The sequence below is a fragment of the Bradyrhizobium sp. UBA2491 genome (genome assembly GCF_002341725.1).
Taxonomy (GTDB): Bacteria; Pseudomonadota; Alphaproteobacteria; order Rhizobiales; family Xanthobacteraceae; genus Bradyrhizobium.
In genome coordinates this window covers 138,032-157,204 of sequence record NZ_DDOP01000078.1, presented here as the reverse complement: position 1 = coordinate 157,204, position 19,173 = coordinate 138,032, and the positions used below count along the sequence as shown (strand labels likewise).

The window sequence follows — 19,173 nt, the reverse complement described above, 5'->3', positions numbered from 1 at the left end:
AGAACCTAGAGCCCCGTTCCGATTCCATCGGAACGGGAAAGGCTCTAGGGCATGAGACATGCGCCGCCCCGCCAAAAACCCGGCCGCCGGCCGCCGCCCCGCCAAGTCGCGTCCAGCCGCGCCGGCGGCCAAGCCCTATCATCACGGCGACCTCCGCCGGGTCCTGATCGACGCCGCCATGCAACTGGTCGGCGAGGGCGGCCCGGAGGCGGTCAGCGTGCGCGAGGCCGCCCGCCGCGCCGGGGTTTCGCCGGGCGCGCCGTTCCGGCATTTCCCGAGCCGGGACGCCCTGATGAATGCGGTGGCGGAGGAGGCGCAGCGCCGCTTCCGCGCCGAGATCGAGGCGGCGCTCGCGGACGCGCCGGCGGGCGATCCGCTCGGCCGCTTCCGCTGCCTCGGGATCGCCTATCTGCGCTGGGCGATGAAGAACCCGACCCATTTCGAGATCATCTCCAGTCGCCGCTTCTTCGACCATGACCGCTCGGCCGGGGTCTCCAGCGACAATGCCGAGTTGATCGGCCTGACCGAGCGCACACTGGCGGAGGCATTTTCAGCCGGTCAACTCGGTCCACACGATCTGAAGCAGGTGCAGATCGCCGGCCGCGCGCTGGTCTATGGCTTTGCGCGAATGCATATCGACGGCCATTTGCCGCGCTGGGGCGTCACGGATGCGGAAGCCGAGCGGATGGCGGCCGACATCGTCGACCTCTTCATTGCGGGCATCGCCCGGCATCCGGCGCCTGCGGCGAAAGTCTAGGGCGCGCCGCACCGGTCGCGCGCGGGCAAATTCATTGCGCATTCATGACGATTCAATTACGGTTTTGTGACACGGTGCAGACACCGGCTGTGCGGTGTGCCTCCTGGCCATTGCCAGTCAGGGCAGTTGCATTGCGCCGGGTTGTATTGCGTCCTGCCCATGGCGCCCGCGCCTCAGCAAAACTCCTCGGTTGCGGCGCTGGCCGGTGGTCTGGCCGCGATCGGCATCTGGCGGCTGATGGCGGTGGCCGCGCCGCATCTTGGCGCGCTGATCCTCATGTTGCGCACCGAGACCGATTTCGGCTCGCGGCTCTGCTTCCTGCTGACCTGGGGAATCCTCAACTTCCTTTTCATCGCGCTGCTGCGCCGGCCGGCGCTGTCGAGCGCGCTGTCGCTGACGCTGGTCGTGGTGCTGGTGCTGCTGTCGCGGTTCAAGCACGACGTGGTGCAGATGACCGCGAACTTCGTCGACCTGATGGTGATCGATCGCGACACCGCGGCGTTCCTGCTCACGATCTTTCCGACCCTGCGCTGGTCGATCATCGGCGCCGGCCTCGTCACGCTGCCCCTGATGTACGCGCTGTGGTGGCTCGATCCGTTTCGTATTCGCCGCCTGCCGGCCGCGGCCGCCTGTCTTGCCTGCACCGCGGCGCTGTCCGGCTATGCCTTCGCCTGGCCGGACGAGGCCTGGCGCGGCTATTACGACGACGGCTATCTGTCGAAATTCGCGCGCTCGGGCGTGACCGTGGTGTCCGATTTCGTCGCCTATGGCTTCATGGAATCGGACCCGGTGACGAGCGACCAGCTCAAGATCCCGGCGGTCGAGGCCTGTCATCCTGCCGGGCGGCGGCCGAACATCATCATGATCCATGATGAATCGAGCTTCGACATCCGCGCCGCCGAAGGCGTCAAGGTTCCGCCGGGCTACGGCAGCCAGTTCAAATCCTACGATGGGGTCGAGCGCAAGTTCCTCGCCGAGAGCAATGGCGGGCCGAGCTGGTTCACCGAGTACAACGTGCTCGCGGGCCTCTCCTCGCGCTCGTTCGGCCGCTTCTCCTATTTCGTCACCCGCATCGCCTCGGGCCGCGTCGAACGCGGCCTGCCGCTGGCGCTGCGCCGCTGCGGCTATGACACGCTGTCGCTCTATCCGGCGTTCGGCGCCTTCATGAGCGCGCGCAGTTTCCAGACCACGACCGGCATCCAGCATTTCTACGATGCGCATGACCTGCATGCGAAGGACGTCGAGCCCGACAGCTTCTTCTACGACAAGGCGTTGGGCCTGATGGCCGAGCAGAAGACGTCAGGCACGCCGCTGTTCACCTTCGTCTATCTCGCCGCCAACCATTTCCCGTGGGAGACCAGATTCCGTCCCGACTTGTTGCCGGCCTGGAAGCGGCCGGGCAACGCTCCGGCGATCGACGAATATCTGCGCCGGCAGACCATGAGCGCCAACGATTATGCCGGCTTCGTTGCGGCGCTGAAGAAGAAGTTTCCGGCGCAGCCGTTCCTGATCGTGCGTTACGGCGATCATCAGCCGGAGTTCTCGCCGCAACTGCTCGATCCGGAGCTCGATGAGGCCGGCATCGGCAAGAAGCTGATGGATTACGATCCGCGCTACTACGCGACTTATTACGCGATCGATGCCGTCAACTTCGAGCCGGTGAAAAGCCGCGCGGTGATGGACACGATCGACGCCGCCTATCTGCCGCTGGTGATTCAGGAAGCCGCCGGCATTCCGCTCGATCCCTCGTTCGAGGAGCAGAAGGCGATCATGCTCCGCTGCAATGGTGCGTTCTATTCCTGCAAGGATGGCGCGGAGGCGCGCCGCTTCAACCGCCTGTTGATCGACGCAGGAATCATCAAGGGACTTTAGACTAACGTCGGTAGACGAAGGTCGCCTGCGCGAAGCCGCGTGCATTACTCATTTGTAATTGCCCCGCCGAGATTTCGTCACGATTGGCTCGATGATCGGTCGCGTCGCTGCCACGATGTTCATCAGCGCGCAGCGTCAAGTTAGCCAATCCCGCCCTTCTTGCAGGAGTGTTTGCCCATGCGAGCGCTCGATGTTGCGCGCCTTGTCGTCGCCTTCGGACTTGCTACTCCCCTTGCCGTTTCCACAGCCTACGCCGCAGAGCCACCCCACGACATCAAGGGGCTCTACATGATGACGGACTATCCGGCCGTCACCGTCAGGCCCGGCACCACCTCCAACATCTCGCTGCGACTACAGAATTACGATCTCGGTCCGCAACGCTACAGGCTTTCGGTCGAGGGCGTGCCGAGCGGCTGGACCGCGACGCTGCTCGGCGGCGGCCAGCCCGTCGCAGCCGCGATGCCGGCACCGGATTCCAGCGTGCCGTTGCAGCTTCGCCTCGATATTCCAGCCAATGCTTCGCTCGCCGAGCAGACATTGACGGTGAAGGCCGAAGGGCAGGGCAGCGAGGCAAGTCTGCCGATCGTGGTCGCACTCGCCAAGGAATTGCCGGCAAAGCTGACGGTGTCGTCGAAGCTTCCCGAGTTGCGCGGCAGCCCGAAATCGAATTTCGAGTACACGCTGACCATCAAGAACGACAGCGGCCGCAACCTCGTCGCAAGCTTCGCCGCGGCGGCGCCGCAGAATTTCGAGACCTCGTTCACCGAGGCCTATGGCACCCAGGAATTGTCGTCGATCCCGATCGATGCCGGACAATCCAAGGACATCAAGCTCAAGGTGCGGCCGCCGAGCGCGATCGATGCCGGACACTTCCCGGTCAAGGTCACCGTCAATGCCGAGGATGCGAGCGCGCAGACCGAGGTGGCGCTCGATGTCGCCGGCCAGCCGCAGCTTCAGCTCTCCGGGCGTGACGGTCTGCTGAGCGCGCGCGCGGTCGCCGCCGAGCAGAGCACGATCCCGGTCGTCGTCACCAACAGCGGCACCGCGCCGGCCGACAATATCGAGCTCGCGGCGACGGCGCCGAGCGGCTGGAAGGTCACGTTCCAGCCCGCCAAGATCGAGCGCCTGGTGCCCGGCAAGGATGCCGAGGTGCAGGCGCTGGTGACGCCGAGCGACAAGTCGCTCGCCGGTGATTACCAGCTCGCGATGCGCGCCACCTCTCGCGGCGAGACGGCATCGAGCCAGTTCCGCGTCACGGTGACGACATCCACCGTGTGGGGCATGGCCGGAGCCGGCGTGATCGGCGTCGCGCTGCTCTTGATGCTGGGCGCGGTTGCGAGGTTCGGACGGCGATGAGCGAGCAACAGAACAACAGCGCTGCGACACGGCCGGAGGCCGTCATCGCAGCGCGCAATCTCACCAAACGCTACGGCAAGTCCAGCGTCGTCGACACCATCAACTTCGATATCGCCAAGGGCGAGGTGTTCGGGTTGCTCGGCCCCAACGGTGCCGGCAAGACCACGACCATCCTGATGATGCTCGGGCTCACCGAGATCTCGGCCGGCCGGGTCAGCGTGCTCGGCTTCGATCCGGCGCGGCAGCCGTTGCAGGTCAAGCGGCGCGTCGGTTACTTGCCCGATGCGGTCGGCTTCTATGACAACCTGACCGCAGTGGAGAACCTTGCCTATGCCGCCAAGCTGATGGGGCTCTCGATGGCTGAACGGGCGCGGCGGATCGCGGCGGCACTCACCCGCGTGCGCCTGTCAGACGTCGCCGACAAACGGGTCGCGACCTTCTCGCGCGGCATGCGGCAGCGGCTCGGGCTCGCCGAGATCATCGTCAAGCGCGCCGAGATCGCGATCCTCGACGAGCCGACCTCCGGTCTCGATCCGCAGGCAACGCTCGAATTCCTTGACCTGATCCGGGAATTGAAGGCCGAGGGCGTCACCGTGCTGCTGTCGTCGCACATGCTCGACCAGGTCCAGCGCGTCTGCGATCGGGTCGCGCTGTTCCGTGCCGGGCGCATCGCGATGATGGGGTCGGTCGCGGAGCTTGCGGTCCAGGTGCTGGGCGCGGGCTTCGTCGTCGAGGTCGAGGCCGACGGCGCCGGGATCGCCCGGCGGTTGGCGGCGATCCCGGGCGTCGGCAATGTCGAGACGCTCGCCGATGACCGCTTTCGCATGACCGCAGATCGCGACGTGCGGGCCGATGCCGCGCGCGCGGTGGTCGCGGCCAACGGCGCGCTGCGGCGGCTCTCGGTCGACGAACCGAGTCTCGAGGCGATCTACGCCCGTTACTTCCAGGCTCCCCCCTCAGGAGGCGTGCGCGATGCGGCGTGAAGGTTCAGCATTCCAGGGCGTCGGTGCCGTCTTCGTCAAGGAGCTGTCGGACAACATCTCGAGCGTTCGCATGCTGATGCTCGAGCTGTTGATCGTGCTGACTGCGATGGCGGCGCTCTACGAGGCGATCACCACGCTGCGCCAGAACACCGCCGAGGATCCGTTCCTGCTGCTGCGGCTGTTCACGGTGGACCAGGCGCCGCTGCCGTCCTTCGTCGCCATTCTCGGCTTCCTGATTCCGCTGATGGCGATCGGGCTCGGCTTCGACCTAATCAACAGCGAGCACAACCGGCGCACGCTGTCGCGGATCCTGGCGCAGCCGATCTATCGCGACGCGCTGCTGCTCGGCAAATATCTCGCCGGGCTCGCGACGATCGCGATCAGCCTGACCGCGTTGTGGCTATTGGTGATCGGGCTCGGCCTGATCTTTCTCGGTGTGCCGCCAGGCGGCGAAGAGATCGCCCGCTCACTCGCCTTCCTGGTGATTGCGATTTTTTATGCCGGGGTCTGGCTGTCGCTCGCGATGCTGCTGTCGATCGTGTTCCGCTCGCCGGCCACCGCGGCGCTGGTGGCACTGGGGATCTGGCTGTTCCTGACCGTGCTGTGGCCGATGTTGGCGCCGGCGATCGCACAGGCGATCGTGCCGCCAGATCCGCGTTTTGCCGCGCTCGGTCTCGATACGCCGGGGACCGCGATCTGGAGCCAGCTGCTGCAACGCTTCTCGCCGAATGATCTGTTCGGCGAGGCGATGCTGGCGGTGCTGTCGCCGACCACGCGGACGCTCGGCCCGGTGTTCCTCGATCAGATCCGTGGCGCGGTGATGGGCGCGCCGCTGCCGTTCGGCGCCAGCGTGCTGATCGCCTGGCCGCAGACCGTCGGCCTGATCGCCTGCAGCATCGTGCTGTTCGTCGCGGGCTACGTCCTGTTCCAGCGCCAGGAGGTCAGGGCCTGAAGGAGATCCTAGGTCGTCATTGCTTCGTCGCTGTCGCTCCTCGCAACGATGTGGCCTATTTCGGCCCGATCGTCCCCCACAGCCAGCGTGCCACCGCGTCGGGCGATGATGATGCGTCGTTGCCCGACGCGCGCAGATTGGCCTCGCGCATCCCGGCGATGTCGATGTTGCCGAGCAATGGCCGCAGCGCCGCCTTGAGGGCCTCGTCATCGCGCCGCTTCGGCGACAGCAGCATGATCGCGTCATAGGGCGGGATCGCGTGCTTGTTGTCCTCCAGTGCGACGAGATCGTATTTCGCGATCAGCCCGTCGCTGGTGTAGCCCGCAATGACGTCGACCTCGCCGGAGGCGACCGCGGCGTACATGAAATCCGGCTGCATCGTGCGCTGGGCGCGGAACGAGAGCCCGTAGGCCTTCTGGATGCCGGCCCATTCCGGCCGCGAGAAGAACTCATAGTCGCCGGCGATCGACATCGCGGCGGCGCGCGATGCGAGGTCTGCGATCGAATGGATGCCGAGCACGTCGGCGCGCTTCCTCGGCATGACAAGCGCATAGGCATTCTCGAAGCCGAGCTCGCCGAACAGCGTGATGTCCTGCTTCGCCAGCGTCGTCTTCAGTTCATCCAGCAGTTCGGCGCGCGGCCTGATGTCGGTGTGGTGGAACTGGTTGGCCCACAGCGTGCCGGAATAATCGACATAGACGTCGATATCCCCGGCCGCGAGCGCGTCGAAGATCACGTTGGAACCGAGGCCGGCGCGGGTGGTGGCCGGCAGCCCGGCCGCTTGCAGGCGCTGTGCGATCAGCGCAGACAGCACATATTGCTCGGCGAAGGTCTTGGCGCCGACCACGTAGCGCCCATGCGAACGCGCGATCGCGGGCACCAGCGTTGCCGCGATCAGGGCGGCGATGCCGAGGCCGCCGAGCGCGGTGCGGATGCGGCTGCGATTGCGCAGGCCGTTCTCGATCAGCGCGAGCAACTGGTCGACGACGAGCGCCAGTGCGGCGGCGGCGAAGCAGCCGAACAGCACGAACACCCAGTTCTGGGTTTGCAGCCCTGCGAAGATGTAGTTGCCGAGACTGGTCTGGCCGATCGGCGTCGACAGCGTCGCGGTGCCGATCACCCACACCGCGGCGGTGCGGATGCCCGCCATCATCACCGGTAATGCCAGCGGCAATTCGACCATGGTGAGCGATTGCCGCGGTGTCATGCCGACGCCCTTGGCGGCCTCCAGCACCGCCGGATCGACGCCCGAGAGGCCGGTGACGGTGTTGCGCAGCACCGGCAGCATCGAATAGAGCGCGAGCGCCAGCACCGCGGGCAGGAAGCCGAAGGCGGAAAAGCTGAGGCCGAGCCACTTTGCGGTCAGCGCGGCGAGTGCCAGCAGCAATGGATAGAACAGCGCGAGCAGCGCCAGGCCTGGTACGGTCTGCACGATGCTGGCAAGCCCGAGCAGGGCGCCGCGCAGCACCGGCCGGTTGCGGGCGATGATCGCAAGCGGCAGGCTGATCAGGAGCCCGAGTGCCAGTGCGGCGACGCTGACCCGGACATGGTTGCCGAGATAGTCAGGCAGATGCGCAAGCGCCTCGCTCCAGCGTGGATCGTTCATGCCGTGCCGTCCCGCGGCAGCAATGCGCCGAGGCGTTCCGCCTGTCGTCGCGGCGTGCGCATCAGCTCGCCGACATAGGCGTCGGTGCTGGCCGCGAGCTCCACAGCCGTGCCCAGGGCGAGCAGCCTGCCGCCATGCATGACGGCGACACGATCGGCAAGCAGCAGGGCCTCGGTCATGTCGTGGGTGATCATGACCGTGGTCAGGCCGAGCTCGTGGTGCAGGCTACGATAGTCGTCGCCGAGTGCGTCACGGGTCAGGGGATCGAGCGCGCCGAACGGCTCATCCATCAGCACGATACGCGGCTTCGCCGCCAGCGCGCGCGCGACGCCGACACGTTGGCGCTGGCCGCCGGAGAGCTCGTGCGGCAAACGGTCACGATGTTGTGCACGGTCGAGCCGCACCAGATCGAGCAGTTCGTCGACCCGCGCGGAAATCTCGGCCTGCGGCCAGCCGAGCAGCCTTGGCGTGATGCCGATATTGCCGGCGACGGTGAGATGCGGAAACAGCGCGCCGCTCTGGAAGACATAGCCGATGCGGCGCCGCAGCAGGATCGGATCGATGCGGCTGACGTCTTCGCCCTCGACGGCGATCTGGCCGCGATCGGCTTCGATCAGGCGGTTGGCCAGCCGGAGCAGCGTCGTCTTGCCGGAGCCCGAGCCGCCGACGATCGCGAGGAATTCACCCTCGGCCACATCGAGCGAGACGTCGTCGACCGCCACCACGCGACCATTGTCAAAACTCTTGCCGACATGCGCGTAGGCAATCAGCGGCGTTGCGGGCATTCCTGGACCATTCTTGGGCGGCCTCACGTCTCACCATCGTGAACGACAGTGATAACCCATAAAATGGACTTTGACTCGAGGCGCGGACGCCCGTGCCGGCTGGTTTCGCGGCCTGTACCGGTCGGGACCGAAGCGGATCAGCCCGATCCGGGGCTGTGAGCATACATCACACTTCGTTCTTGGGGACGTATTTGCCCATGATGCACTTGTAACTCTGCAAGTGCCAATCATGATACGGGCCCTTGGAGAGCCAGTCCGCGATGCCGATCTGCGCATTCACTGCGCAGGCACCCATGGTGATGCCGGATTGATCACTCGTGGTGACGACCTTTTCCATGCAGAGCTGAGAATTGCAGAGGATGGCGACGAGCGTAACGAGCATGACGGCCTTTATCGGTGGGGTTGACCCGGTCTGCTTCGATAGATGCAGGGTTCATGCCATTATCAGCAACTTTGCCGCCATGACCGGCAAGACCGGGAAAGTACCGGCTGACGCGGATCGACGCTTCGGTCAGCGCGTAGCCGCACGCCGTTAGATACGCTATAGTCGCCACCCAACTACGACGAGAGATCGGAGCGAGTGAGGAACGTTGCGCGGTCGGGGGCTGCATCGATGATGACGTTACCTGAGTTGGCGGCGGGAGCTTTGGAGAAGTTTCTCGCCACGTGGGTCAGCCGCACGTTTGGTGCCTCGCAGGCCCGCTTCGGCGAACTCCTTCCGGCCGCGGCCCGCATCGCGCTGGAATGCATCGGCAACAGCGATGCGCTCTACCACAATGTCGAGCATACGATGCTGGTCACGCTGGCCGGGCACGACATCATCCGCGGCCGCGCGCTGCACACCCACGTCACCGCCGAGGATTACACCCACACGATCATCGCCTGCCTGACGCATGACATCGGCTATGTGCGTGGTCTGTTGAAGGGCGATGGGCCGGATGGTTACGTCATCGATGCGTCCGGCAACAAGGTGGTGCTGCCGCGCGGCTCGTCGGATGCGGGCCTGATGCCGTATCATGTCGATCGTTCCAAACTGTATGTGCTCGACCGGCTCGAGGCCGTCATTCCGCTCGATCGTGAGCGCGTCGCGCGCAACATCGAGGGGACGCGGTTTCCGGCGCCCGAAGGCCAGCAATATGACGACGAGGCGTCGATCGTCAGGGCGGCCGATTTCATTGGGCAACTCGGCGATCCCAACTACATCAGGAAAGCCAACGCGCTCTATCACGAGTTCGAGGAGGTCGGCATCAACCGCCAGCTCGGCTATGGATCGCCGGCCGACATCGTCGACCGCTATCCGCAATTCTACTGGAACATGGTTGCGCCGCACATCCAGGGCGCGATCAACTGCCTGAACATGACGGCGAGCGGCCGCCAGTGGATCGCGAACCTCTACAGCAATGTCTTCCGCGCCGAGCGCGAGGTTACCCTGTCCGGCCCGCAGATTTGACGTAAAGCACCGGGGCCGCGGCCTTTCAGCACGGATCGCGCCACGTTTGCGGTCGTTTTGGTGGCGTCCACATTTAGGCCTGGTTCATCGTTGCACAGTCCGTGGAAATCAGCGATTTTGCGCCCCGAACTTCTCCAGCGACCGAGTTTTCGACCGTTTCAGCATGATTTCCCGTTTCGCTCAATTGATTGCGGTTTCCATTGTCTGCTGGCCGGTGCTCGCTGTCGCCGCGGGCCCGGTCTATGACGTCGACCTTTATGCGTTGATGTCGGGCACGTGCCGCAATGTCAGCATTGCCGGCCGCAGCTACACCTGCAAGGCGGTGGCCTACTTCCACACCCTGCGCGGCCGCTCCGAATTCACCGTGGTGCTCGACGATCCCGCCGACAAGAGCCACATCGTCTCGTTCTCGGGCGAGAGCACCGAGCGCACCCAGGACAATCTGTTCGAGCTTGCGGTCGACCGCATGTTGCTGAAGTCGAGCGATCGCCCGCGCGTCGATGGTTTGCCGGTGCCGCTGGTCGAGATGTCGACCGGCTCCTGCCGTCAGGTCGGAAGCTTCGTCACCCGGCAGGTGTCCACGATCACCTGCGCCGCCACCGACCAGAGCGGCAAGAGATACGAGCTGAACTTCGAGTCCGACGGCTCGCCGATGACATTGCGCCGCCTGCGGCAATCGGCGCTGCCGTCCGAGCGGCAACGGGCGCGCCAGATCGCACAGCTCGAATGTCGTCTCAAGGCCCGCGCCGCCCAGGTCCTGCCGCGGGATACGACGGCGTTCATGATCCGCTGCCTCGGCGAGGGCGACACGAAGCCCGCCGATGACGAGCAGCGATAACGCCCGGGCGCCGCGGCCCGGGCATGAGGAGAACCCGATGCGCTTGAACCTCTACCTGATCGCCGTCATCGGCGTTTGCATCGCCGGGCCTGCGGCCGCGCAGGCCTATGATCCGAACTATCCGGTGTGCCTGGAAGTCTATGGCGGCCGGCTGACGCCGGAATACATCGATTGCAGCTTCACGTCGCTGCCGCAGTGCCAGGCGACGGCCTCGGGCCGATCGGCGACGTGCTCCGTCAATCCGTTCTACAAGGGGCCGGCAAAGCCGCCGAAGGGCAAGGCGCAGCGGCAACGTCAACGCTCCGACTAGCGCAATTCGGCTCTGATTGAATCGGAAGCGAAGCCACTTCGCTTGAAACGCTTGCGTGCAGCATGGCCGTTGCGTCGCCGGCGCCATTGACTGGCTGCGCCGGTTGTGAGGAAACCGTCCGCACGACAAGGAGACATCGATGCGCCTGAAGCTGTTCGCAATCGCCGCGTTCGCGGTCGCCCTGGCCGGGCCTGCCGCCGGGCAGGCCTACGACCCGAACTATCCGGTGTGCATCCATGTCTATGGCGGCCGGTTCGGCGGAAACTATATCGATTGCAGGTTCACCTCGATCCCGCAATGCCAGGCGAATGCGTCCGGGCTTCCGGCGATTTGCTCGGAGAATCCCTTCTTCGCTCCACCGCCGCCGCCAAGGCGGCGGGCGCATCGCGGGCGTCATCGCGGTCATTGAGGCGGGCGCACGCCTCGGCGGCCTACCAACGAAATCGCCTGTGGGCGGCCTCGCGACACGCTTGTCTCCTCGAACGGTCTTGGTTGGCGAGGCGCAGCCTCCCGAACGGCGGCTCGGCACGCTCATTACGCCGGCGCGCCCATCGCATAGGGCTTCAGCACCGCATAGAGCATGTCGTGGGTCGGCGTCGAAACGCCGAGCTTGCGGCCGAGCTCGACCACCTTGCCGTTCAGCCAGGGCAGTTCGAGCCGGTTGCCACGTTCGAGATCGAGCGCCATCGAGGCCTTCATCGCCGGCGGCGCGTGTCCGATGAAGTCGAGCACCTTCGACAAAGCATCCTTTGGCAGCTCGATGCCGCTGGCGTGGGCGACCGCGATGGTCTCCTCGCAGGCCGACACGAAAAGCGGGCGCAGATCGGGATCGTCGCGCAATCGGCCGATCGGCAGCCTGGTGACCGCGGTCATGCCGGCATTGGTGGCGAGGCCGATGAACTTCATCCACAGCTCGGTGTTGATCGCCTCGCTCAGCGTCGCATCGAAGCCGGCCTTGAGGCAGAGTTCGAGCAGCGCCTTGCCGCGCGGCGTGATACGGCCGTCGAGCTCGCCGAAGATCATGCGCATGAAGCTGCCGACCTGGTTGATCACGCCGGGCTTGATGATCGAGGCCGAGATCTGCGCCACGCCGCCCATCACGGCGTTGCGTCCAAGGATCGGGATCAGCCGGTCGGGCGCGTCGATGCCGTTCTGCAGCGGGATCACCGCGGTGTCGGGACCGACCATCGGCTTGATGTGCTGGCCTGCGCTTTCGACATCCCACAGCTTGACGCAGAACAGCACGATATCGACCGGGCCGACGCGTGCGGGATCGTCGGTCGCCTTGGTCGGGACCAGGTGGCTTTCGCCGCGGCCGCCCTGAACCTTCAGCCCCTCGCTCTGCATGGCGGCGAGGTGGGCGCCGCGCGCGATGAAGGTGACGTCGGCTCCGGCATGCGCCAGCGCCGCGCCAAAGCCGCCCCCGACGCCTCCGGTGCCGACCACTGCGATCCGCATGATTGTCTCCTTGTCCACCGCTTCGGCCCGCAGCCTCGACGATGTCGGGCCAATTCGCAACCCCGGTTGCGTGGCGCACAGCCCGGCTGCGCTTAAAACCGCGTGACCGCCGCATCAGCGGCTTTATGCGCCATCTTCCTGCGTTGACTTGCCCGTTCAACCCGCTAAGCCATCCCGCGATGTGGGGAGGCACGCGGTGAAGAATTCAGAGCCGACGGCAATCGCGCTTGATCGTGCGACGGTGGCGTTTCGGTTGGCGGATGGGCGGGTCTATACCGCGGTCGAGCAGGCCAGTCTGTCGGTGGCCCATGGCGAATTCGTCGCCATTGTCGGCCCGACCGGATGCGGGAAGTCGACGCTGCTCAACGTCACCGCGGGGCTGTTGAAACCCGTGGCCGGGTCGGCACGAATCTTCGACAAGCCGCTCGGTGGCCTCAACCGCGACGCCGGCTATCTGTTCCAGGCCGATGCGCTGTTCCCGTGGAAGACCGCGATCGACAATGTCGCGATCGGTCTCGAGATTTCGGGCACGCCGCGCAGCGAGGCGCTGGCACGCGCGCAGCAATGGCTGACCTCGGTCGGGCTCGGCGCCTTCGCCGGCCGCTATCCGCACATGCTGTCGGGCGGCCAGCGCAAGCGCGTGGCGCTGGCGCAGGTGCTGATCCGTGATCCGAAGATCCTGCTGATGGACGAACCGTTCGGCCCGCTCGACGCCCAGACCCGGCAGATCATGGGCAATCTGCTGCTCGAACTGTGGAGCGCCGACCGCAAGGCGGTGCTGTTCGTCACCCACGACCTCGAGGAGGCGATCGCGCTGGCCGACCGTGTCGTGATCATGTCGGCCGGCCCGGGCGCGCGCATCATCGGCGACTGGCGCATCACGCTGCCGCGGCCGCGTGATATCGCCGAGATCCGGATGGAGAAGGATTTCCATGCCCTCCACCGCGAGATCTGGGGCGTGCTGAAGGACGAGGTGATGAAGGGCTATGCCCAGTCGACACAGGCGGGAGCCGCCTGATGTCGCGCGTTACGCTGCTGTCGCTGCAAATCCTGGTCGCCGTCGTCACGCTGGCGCTGTGGCAGTTCCTTTCCACCGTGCCGGTTTTCGGCAAGGTGCTGCTGCCGCCGTTCTTCTTTTCCAACCCGGTCGATGTCTTCGGCCAGATCGTGAAGTGGTTCTCGACCGGGGTGATCTGGAAGCACCTCGCGATCACGCTGTGGGAATCCATCCTCGCCTTCGTGATCGGCTCGGCCGGCGGCATCCTGGTCGGCTTCTGGTTCGCGCGGCAGCCGCGCGTTGCCGCCGTGTTCGATCCCTATGTGAAGATGGTCAACGCGCTGCCGCGCGTGGTGCTGGCGCCGATCTTCGCGCTGTGGTTCGGGCTCGGCGTCTGGTCCAAGGTCGCGCTCGGCGTGACGCTGGTGTTCTTCATCGTGTTCTTCAACGTCTATCAGGGCGTCAAGGAGGTGCCGGCCACGGTGCTCGACAATGGCCGCATGCTCGGCATGAACGAGCGGCAGCTGATGCGCCACGTCTACTGGCCCTCGGCATTGTCCTGGATGTTCTCCTCGCTGCACACCTCGGTCGGCTTCGCGGTGGTCGGCGCCGTGGTCGGCGAATATCTCGGCTCCGCGGCCGGCCTCGGCTACCTGATCCAGCAGGCCGAAGGCGTGTTCGACGTCGCCGGCGTGTTCGCCGGGATGTTCGTGTTGTCGGCGTTCGTGATCCTGATCGACATGGCGGTGACCGCGGTCGAGAAGCGGCTCCTGGTGTGGCGCCCGACGGCAGCGGCGCGGGACTAGGTCGCAGCCGGCGCCGCCTCCATCAGCCCGCGGATCTTCTCCTTCACCTCGGGGTCAACGGGATTGTAGACGATCATGCCGAGGTCGGGCCGGCCGTCGACGGCGAACGCCGAATATTCGAACTTGACCGGGCCGAGGATCGGATGCCGGAGCTGTTTGATGCCCTCGCCATGGGTTCGCACGTCGTTGTCGCGCCACAGCGCCGCGAATTCCGGGCTGAGCCGGCAGAGTTCATCGACGAACGGTTGCACCTCGGCAGCGGCGCCTGCGCGCGCGGCGTCGACCCTGAACGCGCCGACGACGAAGCGTGCCACGCTGGCCCAATCGTGTTGCGCGGCGCGGACGCGGGGATCGAGGAACATGAAGCGCAGCACGTTGCGTTCGCGCGGCGGCAGCGATCCGTAATCGGTCAGCATCACGGTCGCCGCCCGGTTCCAGGCGACGATGTCCCATGTGGCGGTCCTGACGATGGCAGGGTGCGGCTCCAGCACGTCGAGCACGCGTTGCAGCCGCGGCGTGACGCCTTCGCTCTTTTGGTAGCGCACCTCGGGTGTGCGGCCGAGACCGAGCAGGAACAGATGCTCGCGCTCGACATCGGTCAGCATCAGCGCACGCGCGATGCGGTCGAGCACGTCAGCCGACGGTGCGCCGCCGCGGCCCTGTTCGAGCCAAGTGTACCAGGTGGCGCTGATATTGGCGCGCTGCGCCACTTCCTCGCGGCGCAGGCCGGGCGTACGCCGCCGCTCCGGTGCAAAGCCGAACACGGCGGGATCAAGCTTGCTGCGGCGATCCTTCAGATAGGCGCCCAGCAGGTTCTCTTGCGTGAGCGGTTCGCTCATCCTGTTAGCCATTATACCATGATAAGGTCACTACTTTAACATGATAGCGCGCCGAGCCAGATTTGTCTCCAACGAAACCTCGGAGACTTGCTCATGCGCGTGTTTGTCACTGGTGCCACCGGCTTTATCGGCACTCCCCTCGTCAAGGAACTGATCGGCGCCGGACATCAGGTCCTCGGGATGGCCCGTTCAAATGAAGGGGCCAACTCCATCGCCGCTCTCGGCGCGGAGGTTCTGCGCGGCTCGCTCGAAGATCTCGACAGCGTGCGCAAAGGCGCAACTGCCGCGGACGCGGTCATCCACCTCGGCTTTGTGCATGACTGGTCGAACTTCGTGAAGAGTTGCGAGATCGACCGCGACGCCATCGCAGCGATCGGTTCTGTCCTGGCCGGTTCCGACCGGCCCTTTATCGTCACAGGTGGATTGGCGGGACTGGCCGCGCCGGGCGAGATCGCGCTCGAAACCCACGCGATATCGCCGGACTTCCCGTTTCCCCGCGTGTCGGAACAGACCGCCCTGGCACTCAAGGGTGTTCGCGCATCGGCCATGCGTCTTCCCCAGGTCCACGATCCGGTCAGGCAGGGTCTCATCACGCCTTTGATCGAGGCATATCGCGAAAAGGGCGTCTGCGCCTATGTCGGCGACGGCGCCAACCGCTGGCCGGCGGCGCATGTTCTCGACGTTGCGCATCTCTATCGGCTGGCGATCGAAAACGCCGAGCCGGGCGCACGATATCACGCGGTCGCGGAAGAGGGCGTGCCGCTGCGCGATATTGCCGAAACGATCGGGCGGCGCTTGAAGCTGCCGGTCAAATCCATCACGTCGCAGGAGGCGCAAGCCTCCTTTGGCTGGCTTGCGACGTTCATGGGATTCGACATGCTGGCCTCCAGCGAACTGACCCGCAAGAAGCTCGGATGGAATCCGACCGGACCCGGCTTGATCGCCGATCTCGACCGGCTGCGCATCGAGGGCTGACGTTTCGCATTCGCGCAAACGATCGGAGGCGCCTCGGTGAGGGCGCCTCCGCCAACGCAGACATTCAAGCAAGGAATTTTCGCATGCGTGTGTTTGTTACCGGGGCCACCGGCTGGGTCGGTTCGGCCGTCACGAAGGAACTGATCGCCGCTGGCCATCAGGTGCTCGGCATGACCCGCTCCGACGCGGGCGCGGAAGCACTCGCCGCCGAGGGCGCCGACGTTCACTACGGCACGCTGGAGGATCTCGAGAGCCTGAAGAGCGGCGCGGCGCAGTCGAACGCGGTGATCCATTGCGCCTTCAACCATGACTTCACGAAATTCCCCAAGAACTGCGAAGACGACCGGCGCGCCATCGAAACCCTGGGCGCCGCGCTCGAAGGCTCGCAGCGTCCGCTGATCACCACCTCGGGCGTCGCGCGGGTGGCGCAGGGTCGCGTTGCGACCGAGGACGATCCGCCGATTCCGGTGTCCGACGCCTATCCGCGCGCATCCGAGGCGACGACGATGGCCGTGGCGGCGCGCGGCGTGCGTGCCGCCGTCGTGCGGCTGCCGCCCTCGGTGCATGGTCATGGTGACCACGGCTTCGTGCCCCGACTCGTTGCCTTTGCGCGCGAGAGGGGTGTCTCCGCCTATATCGGCGAGGGACAGAACCGCTGGCCCGGCGTGCATCGGCTAGATGCGGCGAGGGTCTACCGGCTCGCGCTCGAGCGCGGCGTCGAAGGCGGCCCGTTCCATGCGGTCGCCGACGAGGGGGTGCCGTTCAAGGCGATCGCCGAGGTCATCGCACGCCGGCTCAACGTCCCGCTGGTGTCGAAGTCTCCGGAGGAGGCGGCCGAGCATTTCGGCATGTTCGGCCGGTTCGTCGCCTTCGACGTGCCGACCTCGAGTGCGCGGACGCGGGCGCGGCTCGACTGGCAGCCGCAGCAGCCCGGGTTGATCGCCGACATCGATCATCCGGCCTATTTCGCGCGGTAACGGGAGTGAGCCGTGACTGATGTCGTGATGTCGCTTGCTGGCAAGCGCGTGGTTGTAATCGGCGGATCGTCGGGGATCGGCTTTGCCGTCGCCGCGATCGCGCGAGAGCGTGGTGCGGAGGCGGTGATCGCATCCAGCAACGCGAGCCGGGTCGATGCGGCCGTCGCGCGGCTGCCCGGGTCGACCGGGCGCACCGTCGACCTGCGGGTCGAGGCCAGCGTGTCGCGGTTCTTCGACGAACTCGGCCTGTTCGATCATCTCGTGATCACCGCGGGCGATTGGAGCGGCGCGGCGCCCGTCGCGATACGCGATCTCGATCTTGCTGCGTTGAACGAACGGCTTGCGCTCCGCTTCTCAGGTGTGCTGGCAGCCATCAAGCACGGCAGCCGGACCATCGCGCCCGATGGCTCGATCACGCTGACCAGCGGCATGCTGGTGAACCGCCCAAGGAAGGGCCGCGCGCTTGTGACGGCGATCGGCGGCGCCACCGAGCATCTGGCCCGCGGCCTTGCCGTCGATCTTGCGCCGGTGCGGGTCAACGCGGTGTGTCCGGGTCTTGTCTTGACCGAGCTGGTCCAGCAGATGCCGGAACAGATGGTCCGTGGCTATGTGGCAGCCTTGCCGCTGCCACGTGCAGCCTCGCCGAGCGAGGCCGCGATGGCTTACGTCTATCTGATGCTCAACGGCTACGTGACCGGGCAGGTTCTGCCCGTGGACGGTGGTGGTCTGTTGGTATGAGCAACTCGCTCAGAGCGGGAAGCACCGCATGTAGGCGGCGAAGAGCTTCTCGTCGCTATGGCTGACCAACTCCGCGGCGATCGCGTCGGCAAGCTCGAGATCGCGGTTCTGGATGCGCAGCCATGCCTGGGTATCGGCGATGATGTTCAGGGCCGCATCTCCGACATGACGCCCCGGCACCACCTGCAACTCCTTGCCCTTGATCGCGACCGTCATATCGAGCGTGCTTGCCCCGGTGAAGCGCAGATGGGTCACGAAATCCAGCCCGCGCGCCCGGCCGCGCTGGAAGCCGAGCGAGAGCGAGAAGATGTAGGCCTGGATGCTGCCGGTGTGGCGGCCGGAGGTGACATGCTGCACCTTCTTGTGCGGAAAGCGCCGCGTCACCGTGTCCTCGGCATCGGTATCGGGGATCACGTAGACGAACTCGTCCTTGTCGATCAGCGGCTGCACCACGTCGGCAAAATGCGCGTCGCGATCGCTGAGGAAGGGGCCGATCACGTCCTCGCCGGCTGGGCACGCCGAGATGCAATACGCGGCCTTGTAGCCCGGCTTGAACGACAGCGACTGCCAGACGTTCAGCGTCTCGGTGCGCGGCACGCGGGCGCGATAATCCCTGGCGTCCGTCGAATCCGCGACCTTCTCCACCCACTGCGTGAAGTTACCGAGGAAGTCGTGATAATTGTGGGTGTGGCAGGACAGGAAATCGAAGCCGCCGTCCGGCTTGATCGCGCCGACCGGGCAGGCGGCAACGCAAAGCTTGCACTCCAGGCAGGGATTGTAGTCGATCGGATGGTCGTAGGCGTCCACCTCGCAGCCGAGCAGGACGGTGCCGAGCAGGACGAAGCTGCCGAACTTGGGATGGATGATGCTGCGATGGATGCCCATCCGGCCGAGGCCCGCTTCCACCGCGATCGGCTTGTGCTGCACCATCATGATCCGCGGCAGGTCCATCTCCATCGGGAAGGCGGCGACCGAGTTGCAGGCCGGGATGCCGTGCGCGTCGAGCATGCGAACGATGGCGCGTGCGGTCTCGTTGACGTGATCGTAGGTGCCGTGGAATTCCTCGTTGGCGACCGAGCGCGACGGCGAGCGCACCGGCGCGCGGTTCATGTGGCAAACGATCGCGAGCAGCGACCGCGTCCGGCCATAGACCTTGCGGATGAAGTCGCGTTGCGGCGCGATCGCGGCGCGTTCGAACTCGATGATGCCGACATCATCAGCCCCGCACTCGAGCGCGATCCGCTTGATCAGGTCCGAAGCGACCGGGACATCAGCGACGGGTTGGCTGTTACGAGCCCGTACGGCCCTGACCGTGGGGTGATCGTCGAGGCTCATGGTCATGCTCTCCATGAAATGACAGTCATCATATTATGAACTGACGAGACATGAGGCAAGTGAATTATCTGTCGTCCGTCATGTAATGGAACCGAGCGGGCGCGGACCGCGCCTCACCGTCATTGCGAGCGTTGCCATC

Annotated in this window: 21 protein-coding genes; 14 read left to right on the top strand and 7 right to left on the bottom strand. The window is 65.7% G+C overall.

From position 1 onward, the window contains the following. Window positions 1-58: 58 nt before the first annotated feature. Window positions 59-757: a TetR/AcrR family transcriptional regulator gene (locus B2W55_RS26145; RefSeq protein WP_024580144.1), complete on the top strand. Its 699-nt coding sequence runs from the start codon at window positions 59-61 to the stop codon at window positions 755-757. A gap of 159 nt (window positions 758-916) precedes the next feature. Then, complete coding sequence (locus B2W55_RS26140) at window positions 917-2,629, top strand: sulfatase-like hydrolase/transferase (RefSeq protein WP_024580145.1); 1,713 nt, start codon at window positions 917-919, stop codon at window positions 2,627-2,629. A gap of 1 nt (window position 2,630) precedes the next feature. Here B2W55_RS26140 and B2W55_RS26135 read toward each other — a convergent pair whose 3' ends face one another. Beyond that, window positions 2,631-2,768 carry a hypothetical protein gene (locus B2W55_RS26135; protein WP_160306751.1) on the bottom strand — a complete coding sequence of 46 codons (138 nt, stop codon included), beginning with the start codon at window positions 2,766-2,768 and terminating at the stop codon, window positions 2,631-2,633. A gap of 38 nt (window positions 2,769-2,806) precedes the next feature. Between B2W55_RS26135 and B2W55_RS26130 the strand changes: the two genes are divergently transcribed. The 3 genes from B2W55_RS26130 to B2W55_RS26120 are packed head-to-tail and all read left to right on the top strand — an operon-like array spanning window position 2,807 to window position 5,920. Continuing rightward, entirely contained in the window at window positions 2,807-3,985 is a 1,179-nt protein-coding gene (locus tag B2W55_RS26130) for an NEW3 domain-containing protein (protein WP_024580146.1), read from the top strand. Next, window positions 3,982-4,968, top strand: coding sequence for an ABC transporter ATP-binding protein (locus tag B2W55_RS26125; protein WP_024580147.1), 987 nt, complete (start codon window positions 3,982-3,984; stop codon window positions 4,966-4,968). The genes B2W55_RS26130 and B2W55_RS26125 overlap by 4 nt, the downstream gene beginning before the upstream one ends. Continuing rightward, window positions 4,958-5,920, top strand: coding sequence for an ABC transporter permease (locus B2W55_RS26120; protein WP_024580148.1), 963 nt, complete (start codon window positions 4,958-4,960; stop codon window positions 5,918-5,920). Before B2W55_RS26125 ends, B2W55_RS26120 begins: the two co-directional genes overlap by 11 nt. Window positions 5,921-5,975: 55 nt before the next feature. On the opposite strand, the gene B2W55_RS26115 is transcribed toward B2W55_RS26120, so the two are convergent. The 3 genes from B2W55_RS26115 to B2W55_RS26105 all read right to left on the bottom strand — a co-directional run bounded on the left by B2W55_RS26115 (window position 5,976) and on the right by B2W55_RS26105 (window position 8,693). Continuing rightward, window positions 5,976-7,526 (bottom strand): ABC transporter permease/substrate-binding protein, encoded by a 1,551-nt coding sequence (locus B2W55_RS26115; RefSeq protein WP_024580149.1) that lies wholly within the window; start codon window positions 7,524-7,526, stop codon window positions 5,976-5,978. Then, window positions 7,523-8,311, bottom strand: a complete 789-nt coding sequence (locus B2W55_RS26110) for an ATP-binding cassette domain-containing protein (protein ID WP_024580150.1) — start codon at window positions 8,309-8,311, stop codon at window positions 7,523-7,525. Before B2W55_RS26110 ends, B2W55_RS26115 begins: the two co-directional genes overlap by 4 nt. 166 nt (window positions 8,312-8,477) lie before the next feature. Further along, window positions 8,478-8,693, bottom strand: coding sequence for a hypothetical protein (locus B2W55_RS26105; protein WP_024580151.1), 216 nt, complete (start codon window positions 8,691-8,693; stop codon window positions 8,478-8,480). Window positions 8,694-8,924: 231 nt separating this feature from the next. On the opposite strand from B2W55_RS26105, the gene B2W55_RS26100 reads away from it, so the two are divergent. The 4 genes from B2W55_RS26100 (at window position 8,925) to B2W55_RS26085 (ending at window position 11,318) form a co-directional block, all read left to right on the top strand. After that, complete coding sequence (locus tag B2W55_RS26100; RefSeq protein ID WP_024580152.1) at window positions 8,925-9,761, top strand: hypothetical protein; 837 nt, start codon at window positions 8,925-8,927, stop codon at window positions 9,759-9,761. A 163-nt stretch (window positions 9,762-9,924) separates the two neighbouring features. Beyond that, window positions 9,925-10,599: a hypothetical protein gene (locus B2W55_RS26095; protein ID WP_244442163.1), complete on the top strand. Its 675-nt coding sequence runs from the start codon at window positions 9,925-9,927 to the stop codon at window positions 10,597-10,599. A gap of 37 nt (window positions 10,600-10,636) precedes the next feature. Next, a complete protein-coding gene (locus tag B2W55_RS26090) occupies window positions 10,637-10,909 on the top strand; it encodes a DUF3551 domain-containing protein (protein ID WP_024580154.1) in 273 nt (90 codons plus the stop codon). A gap of 139 nt (window positions 10,910-11,048) precedes the next feature. Beyond that, window positions 11,049-11,318, top strand: a complete 270-nt coding sequence (locus B2W55_RS26085; protein WP_024580155.1) for a DUF3551 domain-containing protein — start codon at window positions 11,049-11,051, stop codon at window positions 11,316-11,318. A gap of 125 nt (window positions 11,319-11,443) precedes the next feature. Here B2W55_RS26085 and B2W55_RS26080 read toward each other — a convergent pair whose 3' ends face one another. Next, window positions 11,444-12,367 carry a ketopantoate reductase family protein gene (locus B2W55_RS26080; RefSeq protein WP_024580156.1) on the bottom strand — a complete coding sequence of 308 codons (924 nt, stop codon included), beginning with the start codon at window positions 12,365-12,367 and terminating at the stop codon, window positions 11,444-11,446. A gap of 196 nt (window positions 12,368-12,563) precedes the next feature. Between B2W55_RS26080 and B2W55_RS26075 the strand changes: the two genes are divergently transcribed. Together B2W55_RS26075 and B2W55_RS26070 are read left to right on the top strand one after the other, a co-directional pair. Then, window positions 12,564-13,385 (top strand): ABC transporter ATP-binding protein, encoded by an 822-nt coding sequence (locus tag B2W55_RS26075; RefSeq protein ID WP_080891110.1) that lies wholly within the window; start codon window positions 12,564-12,566, stop codon window positions 13,383-13,385. Further along, complete coding sequence (locus tag B2W55_RS26070) at window positions 13,385-14,170, top strand: ABC transporter permease (RefSeq protein ID WP_024580158.1); 786 nt, start codon at window positions 13,385-13,387, stop codon at window positions 14,168-14,170. The genes B2W55_RS26075 and B2W55_RS26070 overlap by 1 nt, the downstream gene beginning before the upstream one ends. On the opposite strand, the gene B2W55_RS26065 is transcribed toward B2W55_RS26070, so the two are convergent. Then, window positions 14,167-15,009, bottom strand: a complete 843-nt coding sequence (locus B2W55_RS26065; RefSeq protein WP_024580159.1) for a helix-turn-helix transcriptional regulator — start codon at window positions 15,007-15,009, stop codon at window positions 14,167-14,169. The two genes, B2W55_RS26070 and B2W55_RS26065, sit on opposite strands and share 4 nt — an antisense overlap. Window positions 15,010-15,102: 93 nt before the next feature. Between B2W55_RS26065 and B2W55_RS26060 the strand changes: the two genes are divergently transcribed. The 3 genes from B2W55_RS26060 to B2W55_RS26050 all read left to right on the top strand — a co-directional run bounded on the left by B2W55_RS26060 (window position 15,103) and on the right by B2W55_RS26050 (window position 17,699). Continuing rightward, window positions 15,103-15,984, top strand: a complete 882-nt coding sequence (locus B2W55_RS26060) for an SDR family oxidoreductase (protein WP_024580160.1) — start codon at window positions 15,103-15,105, stop codon at window positions 15,982-15,984. A gap of 83 nt (window positions 15,985-16,067) precedes the next feature. Next, window positions 16,068-16,961 carry an SDR family oxidoreductase gene (locus B2W55_RS26055; protein WP_024580161.1) on the top strand — a complete coding sequence of 298 codons (894 nt, stop codon included), beginning with the start codon at window positions 16,068-16,070 and terminating at the stop codon, window positions 16,959-16,961. A gap of 12 nt (window positions 16,962-16,973) precedes the next feature. After that, window positions 16,974-17,699 (top strand): SDR family oxidoreductase, encoded by a 726-nt coding sequence (locus B2W55_RS26050; protein ID WP_051404265.1) that lies wholly within the window; start codon window positions 16,974-16,976, stop codon window positions 17,697-17,699. 9 nt (window positions 17,700-17,708) lie between these two features. Here the strand turns inward: B2W55_RS26050 and B2W55_RS26045 are convergent, their stop codons facing one another. Beyond that, window positions 17,709-19,034, bottom strand: a complete 1,326-nt coding sequence (locus B2W55_RS26045) for a 4Fe-4S binding protein (RefSeq protein ID WP_024580163.1) — start codon at window positions 19,032-19,034, stop codon at window positions 17,709-17,711. Window positions 19,035-19,173: the final 139 nt, after the last annotated feature.